The following is a 15,653-nucleotide window of genomic DNA, read 5'->3' as shown; positions in this document are numbered from 1 at the left end:
ATCAGTAAACTAATAGTAACGGAAGATCCTGTTTTTGGGGAAAGAAATAATGAAAAGAATGATGAAAAGTCATTCACGTTTCATCAAATAGATAGTCATACAGGTCCTGCGCATTTTCATTACTTCCTATTGGCTCAAGCCAAATGGCTTCGCAAAGCCATTCGATAAACAACATACAGCTGAAGCTGCCGTTACTTAACGTAACTTGATAGCGGTCGGCTCCCCACTCTTGATTTGTCGCGGTTAAATTAAAAAGCGTACAGAAGGTTTGCTCCCATTGCTGAGTTTTTAACGGTGTACTGGGAAGTGGGGTATCGATAAACAAAGCGTGGCCGTTTATTTTCGACAAGGCTTTGAGGTTTTGAATGGTTAACTGCTGCATGACAAACTCGTGTTCGTTGATGATGAAGGTGGCTTTGAAAAGGGATGCGTATCCCATCTAGCATCATATGGTGTGCTAGTAGCTTCTAACAAAGAATCAGAGAGTGAGAAGTCACCCTTTTCGGCTAATTCAATCGCCTGTTGAAGTAAATGTGTACGAGGAATGACCGCAGGGTTTAGCGACAAGAGCTCAGTTTCTTCTTCTCTTGCTAAACGCAGCTTACGGTAGCTTTCCCACCATGCATCTGCTTTTTCTTGATCAACAAGTGTTACTTGTTTGAACCTGTTTTCCTGACTAACGAAGATATCGTGAAAAGGACACTGAGCCTTGTTTATATCTGCCAACGCCAACTGACGGAAGCAATACGTGTAATCTAGATTCTTGGTCTCAAGTATTTGTAGCCAAGACTGCATGACAGCAAGGCTTTGCTCTTTCTCATTAGTCTCAATGCCCATACGAGATAGCATCAAGTGTTGATATTGGGAAATGAAAGTTGGCTCGAAGGTAGATAAAGCGGCTTTTATTTCATCAACAGAGCAATGTCCTGAAAAGGCATGGGCAAGGGCATTTAAGTTCCAAAGGGCAATACCCGGCTGTTGATTAAAGGCATAGCGGCCTTGATGGTCAGAGTGATTAAAGACCGCGCCAGGCTCGTAATTATCCAAAAAGGCAAACGGCCCATAATCAAAGGTAATGCCATGAATAGACATATTGTCTGTGTTCATTACGCCATGCACAAAACCGTGGGTTTGCCACAACGCGACTAATCTAGCAGTACGCGTTACTACTGCGCCTAGTAAAGCAGCATAAGGATTTGTTGCCGCTTTGCATTCGGCAAAATGATGCTCAATGGTGAAGTCGAGTAACCGCTGTAATTTATCTTTTTGACTGGCATAAAAATAATATTCAAAGTGACCGAAGCGGATATGGCTAGGGGCGGTTCTTATCATCATGGCACCGGTTTCAGGGCGCTCTCGGTACACGGTATCTTCACTAGTAAAAAGACACAGCGAACGGCTAGAGGGAATACCTAAATAATGCTGTGCCTCAGCGCCAATATACTCCCTTAATGTAGAACGTAGTACGGCACGCCCATCAGCGTGCCTAGAGTAGGGGGTAGGGCCGGCGCCTTTTAAATGGAGATCGTGGGGCTGCGCGTTTGAATCGATAACTTCTGCTAAAAGCAGTCCACGGCCATCGCCTAATTCAGGGTTCCATTGACCAAACTGGTGGCCACCGTATTTTTGTGCAAATGCCTGTTGTGTAAGGGGCGTAACAGGAGAGTGTAGCCAATCAAGCATAGTTTGAGGCTGCAGCAAGTGTTCAGGAAGTGCAAGCTCGTTGGCTAGGGTGGTGTTAAACAAGCCTACTCGCATGTCTTTAAGCGGTGCTGGAAGTACAAAGCTACCCAGTTCCGATAGGGTTTCTGCATAGCGATTTAATAAACCCATTAGTTAGTCGTTTCCCGATGGCGTGTCACAATCTATAGGGCGGAAAGTAGCAAAATGTGAAGGCTAATAAAAGCGCCATTTACATCAGTGAGACACAGTGCAACTTATCACAGATTAAAATTAAACTTCCCCTCTATAAAACGTGTATAAAAGACATAAGCTAGCAATAATAAAAAACGGCCTTATTAGGGCCTAAAGGAAGCATTATGCTCACGTTACATCACTTAAATAATTCTCGATCTCAACGTATTTTATGGCTATTGGAAGAGCTAGGCGTTGATTATAATATTGAACACTATCAGCGAGATAGCATCACTAATCTTGCGCCGGAATCGTTACGTGCAGTACATCCACTGGGTCGTTCGCCTGTACTGACTACCCCTGAAGGGGCAATTGCTGAGTCGGGCGCCATTGTCGAGTACTTAGTTCGCCAGCATGGACAAACAAATTTTACCTCTCCTGAGAGCGGTGAAAATCTGCAGCAGTATTTATTTTGGTTACACTTTGCCGAAGGCTCGCTAATGCCACCCTTGGTAGCTAGGTTGGTGCTTGAAAAGGCCCGTCAAAAAGGGTCTAAACCTTTCTTTATCAAACCTATTACGAATAAGTTAATCGATGGAATTTTAAATGCCTATTATGGGCCCAATTTAGCCCAAAGCTTGCGTTATGTAGAGTCTTACCTTGCCCATCACACGTGGTTTGCCGGTGAACAACCCACCGGAGCTGATGTACAAATGATATTTCCATTAGAGTCATTAGTGGCAAGTGGGAATGCCAAAGATTTTCCTGCCATTCGGGAATACGTGAAACGGGTACATGCAAGGCCTGCGTATAAGCAAGCGCTAGAAAAAGGCGGTGAGTACGCATACGCCTAATACCCAATGTTGAGCCCTTCTTTGTTTAGATGTAGGTTTATTTAAATATAGGCCTGTTTAGATGCAGGCCTTTGTGGGTATAGGCTCTGGCGAGGAATAGGATTTAGCTAAACCCATATGCTAACTAAATACTGCCGCTATTGTTCACGATGAATGTAATCGTTTATCAACTGCATAAAGGCGTCGCCGTAGCGCGATAGCTTGGTTTGCCCTACGCCGCTTACATCTAACATAGTATCGCGGGTGGTCGGGAGCTTAGCGGCCATGTCTACCAGCGTAGCATCACTGAATACCACATAAGGCGGCACTTCGTTTTCTTCTGCCAGCACTTTGCGTAAGTGCTTTAAGCGCATAAATAAGGTGCGGTCGTAGTTAGCCGGCGCTTGTTTCGCCTTTTTATCTGGCTTGAATTCTAACCTAGGTACCGCTAGCTGTACGGCCACTTCGCCTTTTAATACAGGGCGGGCAGCTTCGGTTAAGCGAAGCGCAGCGTTGGCGGTAATATCAACCCGTATTAACCCCTTATGGATAAGCTGATTAATCATGTTGTGCCAATAGCTGTCAGATTTGTCTTTGCCAATACCATAGGTTGAAAGCTGGTGGTGCCCAGCTTCTTGCAAGCGCTTTAGCTGTTTGCCGCGCAGTACATCAATAAGGTATTGGGTAGAGGCTTGCTGTGAAAGCCGAAGAATACAAGACAGTACTTTTTGGCTAATGACCAAGCCGTCAATCATGGTGGGTGGATCTAGACAAATATCACAGTTGCCGCAGGCACTGTCACTAAATTGAGAAAAGTAGTTAAGCAGCACCTGTCGGCGGCAGGTTTGCGCTTCAGAAAAGGCCTCCATGGCCGCAAACTTTTGAAGTTCGATGGCATTTCTATCGGCCTGCTCACCTTGCTCAATCCACTGACGTACCCGAGCCGCATCTTTTTCATCGAACAGCAGCATGGCTTCAGATTCAAGGCCGTCTCGTCCTGCGCGGCCTGTTTCCTGGTAGTAACTTTCAACACTGCGAGGTACATCGTGATGCACCACGTAACGCACGTTCGATTTATTAATCCCCATACCGAAGGCGACCGTGGCTACAACAATATCAATTTTATCGTTCAAAAACTGGCGCTGAACTAATTCTCGTTCGTCGGCATCCATACCCGCATGATACGCCGCGCAGCGAAAACCTTGCTTGAATAGCTTGGCATGTAAGTCGTCTACTTTGGCGCGACTATTACAATAAATAATCCCGCTGCCTTCTTGTTGCTTAACGTAAGTAACAACCTGTTCGAAGGCTTTGTACTTCGACATCACCCGATAACGAATATTCGGTCTATCGAAACTGCCTTTATAAACTAGGGGGTCATTAAGTTGCAGTTGGGTGAGAATATCGCTTTGGGTAGCGATGTCTGCGGTAGCCGTTAACCCAATAACAGGGATATCAGGAAAGCGGGCTTTAATCTGGCCGAGGGCCCGGTAGTCGTGCCTGAAATCGTGCCCCCAATGGGAGACGCAGTGGGCTTCATCGATAGCAAATAAGGCTACCTCTGTAGTACGAAGCGTTTGCTGAAAGCCAAATTGAAGCAATCGTTCAGGAGAGACATACAATAAGTCTAACTGGTTAGACACCATTTGCTCTGAAATACTGGCTTGGTCTTCCTGACTAAGTGTTGAATTTAGGTAAGCGGCTTTCACACCCAAGGCTTTTAACTGTTCTACTTGATCTTGCATTAACGAGATAAGTGGCGACACTACAATGCCAGTACCTGCGCGGATAAGCGCTGGAATTTGATAGCACATAGATTTTCCACCACCGGTAGGTAGCAATACAAGTGCATCTCCACCGTGGCATACATGGTGGATGACGTCTCCTTGTCCCTCGCGAAATTCATCGTACCCAAACACATTTTTTAAAACGTTTTCAGGGGTTAGCGCATCGGGAACGGGAGAACTAATAGTGGTGTCGGCAATTACAGTAGTCATGGCGGGGGATTTTACGCGTTTTTCTATCGTTCTTCACGAAACAAACGCAAAAACTGGACTAAAATTCAGAAGTCATATGAAAAGGTATAATAAATTAAAACAGTGCATCCCTTAAAAGTAGGCTAACGTCGATGTAATGCTACTCATAAGAAAGGATGCAATATGCGCACTTCAGACAATAAAAATATGCCTAGCCGCAACGATATGATTGCACATGTTATTAGTTTATTTCGTGATACTATGCCGTTTAACCAGTTATTAGGGTTAGAGTTTGTTCGCCCGAATGAAGGGGTAGAAAGTGACAGCATAGAACTTCATGTTTCTTGGCGTGAAGCCTTAACCGGAAATCCACTGCAAAAAATTCTTCATGGCGGCGTGACAGCCACTATGCTAGATACCATAGGCGGCTTGGTCGCTATTATCGAAGCGATTAAACGAACTAACGATGCTGACCTAGCAAGCTTGCAAACCCGTCTACCGAGAATGGGTACCGTAGATATGCGCGTTGACTATTTGCGACCGGGTCGTGGAGAGCGGTTTATTGCTACGGCAAAAGTTATTCGCGGCGGCGCTAAGTTGGCGGTTTGTAGGATGGAGCTTCACAACGAAAAAGGCGATCATATTGCCTTTGGTACGGGTACCTATATGTTGGGGTAGCCGGTATATAATGCATTTTGGAGGTGTCGAGTGGCGGAGCCATTACCCGATCTTATCGAAGAGTTTGTAACAGATGGTATGGGTGATGACCCAGCGTCTATTCTTACCGCATTAAGTGGGCAGGATACTGTCTACATTGCCTCCTTATTAGAATCGTTACCCCTAGAGCGACGTCTCGTCGTTTGGGATGGCATTCCACGTGATCGCAAGCTTAGCGTGCTGGTGGAAATGCGAAGCGATCCCCGTGAAATTCTTATCGACGCCACGCCGCATAACGAGTGGGCGTCTATCTTTGCTGATATTGACGCAGAAGACTTACTTGAACTCCTCGACTCATTACCCACGCGGTTAGTTGATGTCGCATACGAAGCCCTTGATAGCCAAGAACGTAAGTATTTCCGCGAAGCGACGCAGTTTCCCGACGAACAAGTGGGTCACTGGGTCAGTCATGAGTTGCTAGTACTACCGGCCAATGCAAAAGTGAAAGAAGGCTTACGCCTATTACGACGAGACATACCTCAGCACTGCGATAGTATTTATTTGGTGAACCGTTCTGGTCAATTTACCGCACTGGTGAAAATTCATCGTCTTTTTGCGGCGCAAGAACACAGTTCACTGATTAGCATGGCCGAAGAAAATGTCACTATGCTAGTGGGCACTGATGAGTCTACCGCCGCGTCATTACAGGTGCAGCGCTCGGGGCTATCGTCGTTACCCGTGGTAGATGAATCGAACAAACTTATTGGTCGTTTAGATATCGCTTCGGCCAGTGAGTTAATGAACGAGTTTTACGAGCGGCAAGTCATGGCCTCTGCAGGTATGGATGAAGACGAAGATTTATTCTCACCTGTGGCAAAAAGTGCGCGAAACCGTGCATTGTGGCTAGGTATCAACTTGCTTACCGCGTTTTTAGCGTCTTGGTTTATCGGGCTGTTTGAAGCTACCTTGCAGCAGGTGGTTGCCCTTGCGGTACTCATGCCAGTGGTCGCCAGTATGGGCGGTATAGCAGGTAGCCAAACGCTTACACTGATTGTGCGCGGGTTGGCACTTGGGCAAGTAACGCCAGCCAACTTACGTGCACTTATGATGAAAGAACTCAAAGTTGGGGGGCTAAATGGCGTGATATGGGCGTTGGTGATAGGCATAGTGGCCTATTTCTGGTTTGCCGATGCGCTACTTGGCATGGTGATTTGCCTAGCCATTCTCTTTAATATTGTGGCGGCTGCTCTTGCCGGTGTGTTTGTGCCGTTTATTTTGGACAGACTTAAGATAGATCCCGCGTTGTCTGGATCAGTTATTCTTACCACCGTGACTGACATTGTTGGCTTTGTTGCCTTTTTAGGTTTGGGAACGTTATTTCTGGTATAGCTGGAACTATAAGTTGTCATCTCCACTAGACTAACTTTGTCTGTAAATACCCCATTCTGGGCGTGATAGGCTTGCTTTCTTAAGTAAGGTAATGAACACTAGGCGCCTTTTTCTAGCCCTAAAAAAGTGATAGCTAACTATGCGCGTTCAGCAAGCCAGTGCTGCCCAAGTCGGAATAATGTGTGCCATTGCGGCTTACACCATGTGGGGCATAGCGCCAATCTACTTTAAACAACTTACTGTACTGCCGGCAGCAGAAATTCTAATGCACCGTATAATTTGGTCGGTATTGGTGCTTGTAGGGTTAATTGTGGCGTTAAATCAGTGGACCAAGGTCATGGCTGCCTTTCGCAACAAAAAGGTGATGCAGGTGTTATTGGTCGCTGGCATTTTGCTAGGCGCCAACTGGCTACTGTTCATCTGGGCAGTAAATAACGATCACATATTGGATGCTAGCTTAGGTTACTACATCAACCCGCTTATTAACGTTTTTCTTGGGCGGCTTTTTCTAGGCGAAAGGCTAAGAACGTTTCAGCGAGTGGCGGTGGTATTAGCCATCGTGGGCGTGGCTATTTTGATTTTCTCTTACGGTCATGTGCCTTGGATTGCACTTGTATTGGCGGGCAGTTTTAGTATTTATGGTATTTTACGCAAGCAGGTAGCGGTAGATTCTTTGCCGGGCCTTTTTATCGAAACGTTAATGTTATCACCCTTAGCTTTAGGGTATTGGCTGCTATTTGGTTCAGAATACAGCAACCTTTTTAATAACGACGCTAGCTTAAACATGCTTATTTTAGCCGCCGGTATTGTGACCACTGCGCCCTTGTTATGCTTTACCGCAGCAGCACGGCGTATCATGTATTCAACCTTAGGTTTTTTGCAATACATAGGGCCAACACTCATGTTCGTGCTGGCGGTTTACTTGTACGATGAGCCGTTAGATGAGGCTAGGCTAATCACCTTTGGTTTTGTGTGGCTAGCACTTGCAGTATTTAGTGTCGACTCTCTTATTGCCTACAAAAAAAAGCGAAAAGCCCTAAAGGCATCGGTGCAGTCGGCTAAGGTAACCAGTGAAACTCAAACTTCTTGAGTTTCACTGTTTAGGTAAACTTGGTTACGCCCAGCATGTTTTGCTTTGTATAAAAGCTTATCTGCGCTACTTAGCAAGGTTTCAATATTTTGCGTAGGTGTATTACAAAGCCCAATACTGCAGGTTACTTTCACGCTTTCTTCGCCTAATTGAATTGGCATTTTCTCTAACGCTATTCTGAATCTATTTAGCCGCTCTTGTGCGTTATTAAGGTCGATTTTAGGCAAGTAAACGCAAAATTCTTCCCCACCAAAACGTGCAACCAGCGTATCGTTAAAATGCACTTGCAATAGGTTAGCTACTGCTTTGAGCACATGATCGCCCGCATCATGCCCGTAGGTATCGTTAATACGTTTAAAATGATCCAGGTCGATAAGCGCTAAAGCATGCTGCTCAGGAAGCTTTTTGTACTGCACGGTAACGGTATAAAAGAAATGACGGCGGTTAGGCAACCCAGTTAAGTAATCGGTATTGGCCGCACGTCGAATGGCTTCTACGCTTTCGATATATTCAATATTCTGCATCACGCGGCATAAAAACTCTTCATGACAGTAAGGTAAATGCAAAAAGTCGTTCGCGCCGCTTTTTATGAAATGCGCAGACATAAGCGGGCGTTGGTCGCTTGCTAGCCCAATAATGGCTAACTGCTCTTTTGAAAAGGCTTTACGCAGGCCTGAAATAAATTGCGTGCCCGTCATATCTGGAAGCGCGTTGTCGGTGATAACCAACCTGATATGCGCATGCTCAGCCAATATGCTCATAGCATCGCTGGCAGTAGGGCAGTCATAAACCACAAAGTTGTGTCGATAAAGCAGTGACAGCATTTTTCGTCTAGATGAGCGGTGTGTACTAACAACCACAACACCGGTAGATTTGTTCTTCTCTAACCTAAACAGTAAACGGCTTAAATAATCGTAATTTTGCGCGTTTTCTTTGGGAATGTAATCAACGACGTCTTTTTCTAAGACCTTGTCTCGGGTTTTTGCTTCTAGCGTATCGGTAGTGACTATGGCTGGAATAAAGGCATCAATAGCGAAGTCGATGGCTTCGCCATTCGGCGCATCAGGTAAGTTATGAGCAACAATGGCGCACAAGAAACTTTCAGGCATCATAAGCGCAAAACGTGCGCCCGCTTCCGTTAACGAGTGAGCGCCAACAGGGGTTAGCCCTGCTTTTCTGACAAGTTTTGATACAACGTCTAAATTTTTATCGCTGTTTTCTATCACCAGCACATTTTGCGGCATATTTCTCTACTTGGGTTCAGGCTTCTTGCCAGATTGCTATGCTTTTTCCAATTTAGCATAGGCGAGAACGAGCCATTTTGTACCAAATTCGTCAAAATTAACTTGTACCCTAGCGTGTTCACCACTGCCCTCGTAGTTTAGTACTATCCCTTCACCGAATTTACGGTGAACAACTTTTTGGCCCAACTGAAAGCCAGTTTCTTCAAATGAGGCGTGTGAAGTCGCTTGGCTGAATCGGTTATGTATCGGTCGAGAAATTGTAGACTTGAGTCTTACTTCTTCAACACAGTTAGCTGGAATTTCACGAATAAAGCGAGATGCAGTGTGATATTTGTCTTGCCCGTATAAACGACGGCTTTCCGCATAAGTAATATATAGTTTTTCCATGGCGCGAGTCATGCCCACGTAACACAGGCGTCGTTCTTCTTCCATTCTGCCTGGTTCATCATTGGTCATCTGGCTTGGAAACATGCCTTCTTCGACACCGGCCATAAATACCATAGGGAATTCGAGCCCCTTTGCGGTGTGAATTGTCATCATCTGCACGGCATCTTGGTCTGTACCCGCCTGGGTTTCGCCCGCTTCTAACGAGGCGTGAGCAAGAAAGGCAGAAAGCGGCGTCATTTCTTCTGCTTCATCAGGTACGGTAAATTGCTTACACGCGGTAACCAATTCTTCTAAGTTTTCTAATCGCGCTTGGGCTTTTTCGCCGCGTTCGGCTTGATACATGGCGTATAAGCCTGACTGCCTAATGGCCACGTCGGCGTGTTTCTCTAATGGCTCGTCTACAGTAGCTTGTTCAAGCTCGGTAACTAACAGCACAAAACTTTGAAGGGCATTAAGTGCACGGCCTTTGAGCGCGTTTTCGTTAATGAGTAGTTGGCTAGCCTGCCACATTGAGCAGTTATGTGTTCTGGCGGCTTCTCGTACCTGTGAGAGGGTTTTTTCACCCATACCGCGAGTAGGCGTGTTCACTACACGTTCAAAGGCGGCATCGTCATGAGGATGATTCATCATGCGAAGGTAGCCAAGTGCATCTTTAATTTCTTGGCGTTCGAAGAATCGAAGGCCGCCATAAATGCGATACGGTGTACCTTGGTGCAGTAAGGCTTCTTCTAATACCCGCGACTGGGCGTTATTGCGATATAAAATGGCAGTGTCTTTTAACGCATTGCCTTGGTTCAACCAATCTTTAATTTTCGACACAATAAAGCGGGCTTCATCTAACTCATTAAACCCCGCATAAACAGAAATGAGCTCGCCATCGTTGCCGTCGGTCCAAAGCTCTTTACCTAACCGCCCTGTGTTGTTATCAATAACCGTATTGGCGGCTTTCAAGATGGTGCCGGTAGAACGGTAGTTTTGTTCTAATCGAATGGTTGTGGGATTATTGAAATCTTTCAAGAAGTGCTGAATATTATCAACATTCGCGCCACGCCAGCCGTAAATAGATTGGTCGTCATCGCCCACAATCATGATGTTGTTTTGATTGCCGCTACACAGCATGCGTAGCCATGCGTATTGAATGTTGTTGGTATCTTGGAATTCGTCAACTAATACGGCGCGGAAACGTCGTTGGTAATTGGCGAGTACTTCTGGGTTTTTAGCCCAAAGTTCGTGAGCACGTAACAACAACTCGGCAAAATCCACAAGCCCTGAGCGGTCACACGCGTCTTGATACGCGGCATAAATTTCACGCATCTTTTGTTGGGTTTGGTCATTGTGGGTTTCAATATGTTGAGGGCGCAGGCCTTCGTCTTTATTACCGTTGATGTACCATTGAATTTGGCGAGGCACCCAGTGCTTTTCGTCTAAATTCATGGCTTTTAAAATACGTTTAATCAAACGGTATTGGTCGTCTGAGTCAAGAATTTGGAAATTTTCTGGTAAATTAGCTTCTGCATGGTGGGCACGAAGCAGCCTGTGGGCTAATCCGTGGAAAGTACCAATCCACATATTATTCAGACCACGACCCATCAACGACTCTATTCGGCCACGCATTTCTTTCGCGGCTTTGTTAGTAAAGGTTACGGCCAGAATGGAAAACGGGGCAATATTTTCCACTTCCATTAACCATGCTATGCGATGCACCAACACCCGAGTTTTACCGCTTCCCGCGCCAGCTAATATGAGGGCGTTAGAAAGAGGGGCTGCTACCGCTTCACGTTGTTTATCGTTAAGCTCGTCAAGCAGTCGGGATACATCCATAATATGGTCAACCTAATTTGTCTAGTTTCAATGCTGCAACATTATGCCAGCTGACTGTGAATTTATACAGGCCTGTTTGATGAAGCTTAGCGGCTAAGGGGAATTTTTAGCGATGAACTTAGCCTTGTTTAGACGATACCAGCGGTATTCACGGGCAGGTTATCGATAAGTTGAACAATTTTCACGCTTGAAGCGTAGTCTGTAGGTGTTGTTTTAACTGTGGCTCATGTACACTTCGAGCCATTATGTTGCCTACTACAATGTAGGCCTTTTACCCGCATTTAAGTGGGCTCTGAACTTTATTTTTACAGGAACTGCCTCATGCACGCACTCTCTCCATCGACTGACTTTTGGTTATCGTTAAAAAAAGAAGCGCAAACTGTGGCAGAAAGCGAGCCGCTACTAGCAAGCTATGTTCACGCCTGTATTTCAGCACATCACAATTTTGAATCGTCGTTAAGCTTTATATTATCAAGCAAAATGGCTGATGAAGTGATGCCGGCTATTGCCATTCGTGAAGTGTTCGATGAAGCCTATTTGTTAGAGCCGTCAATTAGTGAGTCGGCAATGGCAGATATTAATGCTATTCGTGCCCGAGACGCCGCAGTAGATGATTTCTTAGTGCCATTGCTGCACTTCAAAGGGTTCCACGCAGTGCAAGTTCACCGCATGGCGCATTACTTGTGGTTGCATGGTAGACATCAACTTGCTTTGTTCTTACAAAGCCGTAATTCGGCTACCTTCGGCGTAGATATTCACCCTGCCGCTAAAATAGGTAAAGGCGTGATGTTCGATCACGCCACCGGTATAGTGGTGGGCGAAACCGCAGTTATAGAAGACAACGTGTCTATTTTGCAAAGCGTAACGCTTGGCGGAACTGGGAACGAGTCGGGTGACCGTCACCCTAAAATTCGCCAAGGCGTGTTAGTAGGCGCGGGTGCTAAAATTCTTGGCAATATCGAAATTGGCGAAGGCTCTAAAGTGGGAGCGGGTAGTGTTGTGTTAGACAATGTACCGCCGCACGTTACAGTAGTCGGTGTGCCGGCTAAAGTGGTTGGACGCCCGGTATGCCAGCGCCCTTGCGATTCTATGCGCCAAAACGTGTTAGAAGACAACCAGCCTTATTCGCAAAAGCCTTAAACGCGCCAGTACCTTAAGAGAAAGCGCTACTTACTGATTTACTTACAAGAAGTAAGCTAACTCGTTAAACGAATCTAATGCCACGTGAGGGAGTACAGATGCTCTCTCACGGGGTAAATGCATTTCTCGGTTGCATGCAAACCAAGCAGACTGAAACCCCGCATTTATCGCCCCATACACATCTTTAATAATGTTATCGCCCACGTGCAATATATTTTCCGGCGCATCTCCTATAAAGCTTGCTGCTTCATCGAACATAGCTCGTGAAGGTTTCATAGGTCGGCTAGTGCTGGCATGTAAAATGGTATCGAAATAAGGCGTAATACCTATTTGGTCAGCGTTTACATTGCCGTTAGTAATACCTACCAGTGTCATATTTTCACTTAAAATTGATAAGGTTTTATGCACATCATCAGCCAAATCAAACTCGCTTCTGGCATGATAAAAACAGTCGAAACAGGCTTGCACGGCAGCATCTAACGTGTGGGTGTCTTGGGGTGGAATATCATGTATCAAAGCCGCATTTAACACCGCTAAGCGAAGTTTTCCCATATCAGATGAATAAGTAGGATTGGCCGTAATAGCATCCCGCTTTAGCTGTTGCCAGTGTGTAGGAGTTAATGCTGCTGCTTTGGGGTGATACTGCTTTAAATGCGTATTCAATGCTGCTTCGGCTTGGCGAATAATAGGTTCGTTATTATATAAGGTGTCATCAAGGTCGAAGGTCATAGCCTTCACGGAATTTATGGCTCTGAAGAACTGCATAATAGTTAAAGGCCTATTTTCAAAAGAGGATTATTTTTTATGTGCTCTAGGGTGCGCGGCATCATAAACCTTGGCTAAATGCTGAAAATCTAAATGAGTATACACTTGCGTGGTAGATAGATTGGCATGGCCTAATAATTCTTGCACCGCCCGTAAATCGCCGCTCGACTCTAATACGTGCGTGGCAAAAGAATGGCGCAGTTTATGTGGGCTTACTTTCTGACTAAGGCTTTGCAACTCTGCCATTTGGTTAAGCCGGTTAGCCACTTGGCGATTTGAAATGCGGGTTTTACGCTTGCTAACAAAAATAGCGGGTTCATAGGGTGAAGCATAAGCAGGGCGCACTTTAAGCCAAGCATGTAGCGCCTTTTGCGCTTGTCGGCCTAAGGGCAATATACGCTGCTTACTGCCCTTACCGGTCACTTTAATGGTACCGTCTTTCGGGTAGTCACTTAAGTTTAAGCCCGTTAGTTCGCTTAATCGAAGTCCGCAGCCATAGAGTAATTCAAACATGGCTACGTCGCGGCAAATAATGCCTTCGTCGGTATCGCCGCTGGCGGCTTGTTCATTTGCCAACAACTGCTGCATTTCATCAACGCTAAGCTGTTTAGGTAATGGTTTGCCTTGTTTGGGCGCTTGAATACCCTCCACGGGGTTGCTGAACAGCTGTTCGTTATCAATAAGGTATTGGCAGAAGGTACGAAGAGCTGACAACCGCAATGCTATGCTACGGGGTTTATGCCCGTCCATTTTTGCTGCCGCCATCACGCGCTTTACATCAGAGGGCGTCATACCTGACCACTCGTAAAGCCCCAAAGTAATGGCTATGCTGGTAAGTTGTCTGCGGTAGTTACTGATAGTAAGCGGCGATAAACCGCGTTCAACTTGTAGGTGGAGAAGAAACTTTTCAAGCCAAAGGTGGCAAGGTTCGCTCAGTACAGTTTCCGTTGTCACGAAAACTAATACCCCATCATCTCAGGCAAAATAATATTAAGCACTTGTTGTAGCTGTTGTAGCAACAAGGTGTCCATATCAGGGGTGAAATGGCTTGGATCACTGCTGCTAATACCTAAAATACCAATTTCTTGGTTGTCGTCTAATAGCATTAGGGCAACAGATTCTGCGCTACTATCAGCAAACAATAACTGGCGTTCGTGCTGCGATAATCGTCCGAAAAAAAAGTTCGACGTTTTAAAGCGCTTTTCGGTAAATAACCTGCGTTGTAACTCGGGAATAGCATGAGGGCCCTTGAAGCTTTTTATCACCGCAGAAGACAACTGCAAACGCTCTTGCAACACATCTTCAAGGGTAAACTGAACTTCTGCCACACTTTCGCAACGCAGTAATTGTACGTTTAGGTCGGTGTATACGCGGTAAATTTTTTCGTTTTGCTTGGCAATACTCACCAGTTGCGTAAGTTTATAATTCAACTGGCGAACTTTTTTGCGCAATTGCTCACTTTGAATTTCAACCAGCGAGACGCTGCCTTTATGCGAATGGGGAATTTTAAGTTTTTCGAGTAGTTCTGGGTATTGAGCAAAAAAATCAGGGTTTTCTAACAAAAAAGTGCGAACCTGTTCTGAGGAAACATCGCTGTCGCCTGAAAACACGTCTACTACCGCTGATGCGCTAGCTTGTCCTGATAATTCACTCATAAATTTATATGTCCGTCGTACACATGGTCGGCGGGCCCTGTCATTTTTAATACATTATCTGGGCCTGGCCAACGGATCCGTAAACTGCCGCCGGGCAAATCTACCCGAACATCTTTGCTTAATTTACCTTGAATCTGACCAATTGCAACTGCTGCGCATGCACCGCTGCCGCATGCCAAGGTTTCACCCGAGCCACGTTCAAATACACGCAATCGAATGTGCGATTCATTAATAATCTGCATAAAGCCCACATTCACGCCTTCTGGGAACCGTTCGTTGCGTTCAACGAGGGGCCCTATTTCTTTAACAGGCGCGGTATCTACATCTTCCACTTCCATGACGCAATGCGGGTTACCCATAGATACGGCACCGTAAAACAAGGTTTTATCGTTTACGCGCAATATATAGGTATTTTCTTGTTTGTTCGCTTTCAGTGGAATTTTAGCTGGCTCGAATTCGGGCTTGCCCATATTCACGGTAACTTGGCCATCTTTCTCCAAGTACAACACCATTTTCCCAGCTTTAGTACTCACCACAATTTTATTGCGGTTAATTAGCCCTTTTTGCTTTACGAAGCGCGCAAAGCAACGAGCACCATTACCACATTGTTCAACTTCAGAGCCGTCAGCGTTAAATATGCGATAGTGAAAATCTTGTTCAGGATCGTAAGGCGGTTCAACCATAAGCAATTGATCGAACCCTATACCGAAGTTTCGATTTGCTAACTGCTGTATTTTGTCCTTCGAGAAAAAGACGTTCTGGGTGACATTATCAATCACCATGAAGTCATTTCCCAGACCGTGCATTTTTGAAAACTGAACCTGCATTAACCGCGCATCTTT

General features: G+C 45.6%; 14 protein-coding genes. 5 read left to right on the top strand and 9 right to left on the bottom strand.

All coding sequences use genetic code 11. The annotated features are described in order from the left end of the window. Positions 1-73: 73 nt before the first annotated feature. Complete coding sequence (locus tag AAC006_RS10440; RefSeq protein WP_013786032.1) at positions 74-382, bottom strand: DUF3630 family protein; 309 nt, start codon at positions 380-382, stop codon at positions 74-76. Further along, on the bottom strand, positions 370-1,833 hold the full coding sequence (locus AAC006_RS10435) for a YdiU family protein (RefSeq protein WP_126872654.1): 1,464 nt from the start codon (positions 1,831-1,833) through the stop codon (positions 370-372). The genes AAC006_RS10440 and AAC006_RS10435 overlap by 13 nt, the downstream gene beginning before the upstream one ends. Before the next feature lie 206 nt (positions 1,834-2,039). Between AAC006_RS10435 and AAC006_RS10430 the strand changes: the two genes are divergently transcribed. Further along, positions 2,040-2,708: a glutathione S-transferase gene (locus AAC006_RS10430; protein ID WP_126872653.1), complete on the top strand. Its 669-nt coding sequence runs from the start codon at positions 2,040-2,042 to the stop codon at positions 2,706-2,708. 137 nt (positions 2,709-2,845) lie between these two features. Here AAC006_RS10430 and recQ read toward each other — a convergent pair whose 3' ends face one another. Continuing rightward, on the bottom strand, positions 2,846-4,684 hold the full coding sequence (gene recQ, locus AAC006_RS10425; RefSeq protein ID WP_013785927.1) for a DNA helicase RecQ: 1,839 nt from the start codon (positions 4,682-4,684) through the stop codon (positions 2,846-2,848). Positions 4,685-4,846: 162 nt separating this feature from the next. On the opposite strand from recQ, the gene AAC006_RS10420 reads away from it, so the two are divergent. The 3 genes from AAC006_RS10420 to rarD all read left to right on the top strand — a co-directional run bounded on the left by AAC006_RS10420 (position 4,847) and on the right by rarD (position 7,799). Beyond that, positions 4,847-5,341: a thioesterase family protein gene (locus tag AAC006_RS10420; protein WP_339891275.1), complete on the top strand. Its 495-nt coding sequence runs from the start codon at positions 4,847-4,849 to the stop codon at positions 5,339-5,341. Between the two features lie 30 nt (positions 5,342-5,371). Continuing rightward, the gene (locus AAC006_RS10415; RefSeq protein WP_339891273.1) at positions 5,372-6,709 is read left to right on the top strand and encodes a magnesium transporter; all 1,338 of its coding nucleotides are present in this window, start codon (positions 5,372-5,374) and stop codon (positions 6,707-6,709) included. 139 nt (positions 6,710-6,848) lie between these two features. Next, positions 6,849-7,799, top strand: coding sequence for an EamA family transporter RarD (rarD, locus tag AAC006_RS10410; RefSeq protein WP_339891272.1), 951 nt, complete (start codon positions 6,849-6,851; stop codon positions 7,797-7,799). On the opposite strand, the gene AAC006_RS10405 is transcribed toward rarD, so the two are convergent. Continuing rightward, positions 7,787-9,043 (bottom strand): diguanylate cyclase, encoded by a 1,257-nt coding sequence (locus tag AAC006_RS10405; protein ID WP_339891270.1) that lies wholly within the window; start codon positions 9,041-9,043, stop codon positions 7,787-7,789. The genes rarD and AAC006_RS10405 overlap by 13 nt on opposite strands. Before the next feature lie 36 nt (positions 9,044-9,079). Continuing rightward, the gene (gene uvrD, locus AAC006_RS10400; protein WP_339891269.1) at positions 9,080-11,251 is read right to left on the bottom strand and encodes a DNA helicase II; all 2,172 of its coding nucleotides are present in this window, start codon (positions 11,249-11,251) and stop codon (positions 9,080-9,082) included. A gap of 321 nt (positions 11,252-11,572) precedes the next feature. Between uvrD and cysE the strand changes: the two genes are divergently transcribed. After that, on the top strand, positions 11,573-12,391 hold the full coding sequence (cysE, locus tag AAC006_RS10395; RefSeq protein ID WP_013785921.1) for a serine O-acetyltransferase: 819 nt from the start codon (positions 11,573-11,575) through the stop codon (positions 12,389-12,391). A gap of 42 nt (positions 12,392-12,433) precedes the next feature. On the opposite strand, the gene AAC006_RS10390 is transcribed toward cysE, so the two are convergent. From AAC006_RS10390 to dapF, 4 genes are read right to left on the bottom strand one after another with little or no spacing between them, the layout of a single operon-like run. Continuing rightward, positions 12,434-13,156 carry an HAD-IA family hydrolase gene (locus AAC006_RS10390; protein WP_339891268.1) on the bottom strand — a complete coding sequence of 241 codons (723 nt, stop codon included), beginning with the start codon at positions 13,154-13,156 and terminating at the stop codon, positions 12,434-12,436. A gap of 30 nt (positions 13,157-13,186) precedes the next feature. Further along, a complete protein-coding gene (locus AAC006_RS10385; protein WP_013785919.1) occupies positions 13,187-14,110 on the bottom strand; it encodes a tyrosine recombinase XerC in 924 nt (307 codons plus the stop codon). A 5-nt stretch (positions 14,111-14,115) separates the two neighbouring features. Beyond that, positions 14,116-14,811: a DUF484 family protein gene (locus AAC006_RS10380; protein ID WP_126872649.1), complete on the bottom strand. Its 696-nt coding sequence runs from the start codon at positions 14,809-14,811 to the stop codon at positions 14,116-14,118. Further along, positions 14,808-15,638, bottom strand: a complete 831-nt coding sequence (dapF, locus tag AAC006_RS10375; protein ID WP_013785917.1) for a diaminopimelate epimerase — start codon at positions 15,636-15,638, stop codon at positions 14,808-14,810. Before dapF ends, AAC006_RS10380 begins: the two co-directional genes overlap by 4 nt. Positions 15,639-15,653: the final 15 nt, after the last annotated feature.

It is taken from the genome of uncultured Alteromonas sp. (assembly GCF_963976965.1).
Classification (GTDB): domain Bacteria; phylum Pseudomonadota; class Gammaproteobacteria; order Enterobacterales; family Alteromonadaceae; genus Alteromonas; species Alteromonas naphthalenivorans.
Note: the sequence above shows the minus strand (reverse complement) of the source record. Positions and strands in the feature narration are given on the sequence as shown.

Excerpts from the sequence above, each read along its gene's own strand:
- AAC006_RS10440 (WP_013786032.1), bottom strand. The coding sequence starts at position 382 with ATGCAGCAGTTAACCATTCAAAACCTCAAAGCCTTGTCGAAAATAAAC.
- AAC006_RS10435 (WP_126872654.1), bottom strand. The coding sequence starts at position 1,833 with ATGGGTTTATTAAATCGCTATGCAGAAACCCTATCGGAACTGGGTAGC.
- AAC006_RS10430 (WP_126872653.1), top strand. The coding sequence starts at position 2,040 with ATGCTCACGTTACATCACTTAAATAATTCTCGATCTCAACGTATTTTA.
- recQ (WP_013785927.1), bottom strand. The coding sequence starts at position 4,684 with ATGACTACTGTAATTGCCGACACCACTATTAGTTCTCCCGTTCCCGAT.
- AAC006_RS10420 (WP_339891275.1), top strand. The coding sequence starts at position 4,847 with ATGCGCACTTCAGACAATAAAAATATGCCTAGCCGCAACGATATGATT.
- rarD (WP_339891272.1), top strand. The coding sequence starts at position 6,849 with ATGCGCGTTCAGCAAGCCAGTGCTGCCCAAGTCGGAATAATGTGTGCC.
- AAC006_RS10405 (WP_339891270.1), bottom strand. The coding sequence starts at position 9,043 with ATGCCGCAAAATGTGCTGGTGATAGAAAACAGCGATAAAAATTTAGAC.
- uvrD (WP_339891269.1), bottom strand. The coding sequence starts at position 11,251 with ATGGATGTATCCCGACTGCTTGACGAGCTTAACGATAAACAACGTGAA.
- cysE (WP_013785921.1), top strand. The coding sequence starts at position 11,573 with ATGCACGCACTCTCTCCATCGACTGACTTTTGGTTATCGTTAAAAAAA.
- AAC006_RS10390 (WP_339891268.1), bottom strand. The coding sequence starts at position 13,156 with ATGCAGTTCTTCAGAGCCATAAATTCCGTGAAGGCTATGACCTTCGAC.
- AAC006_RS10380 (WP_126872649.1), bottom strand. The coding sequence starts at position 14,811 with ATGAGTGAATTATCAGGACAAGCTAGCGCATCAGCGGTAGTAGACGTG.
- dapF (WP_013785917.1), bottom strand. The coding sequence starts at position 15,638 with ATGCAGGTTCAGTTTTCAAAAATGCACGGTCTGGGAAATGACTTCATG.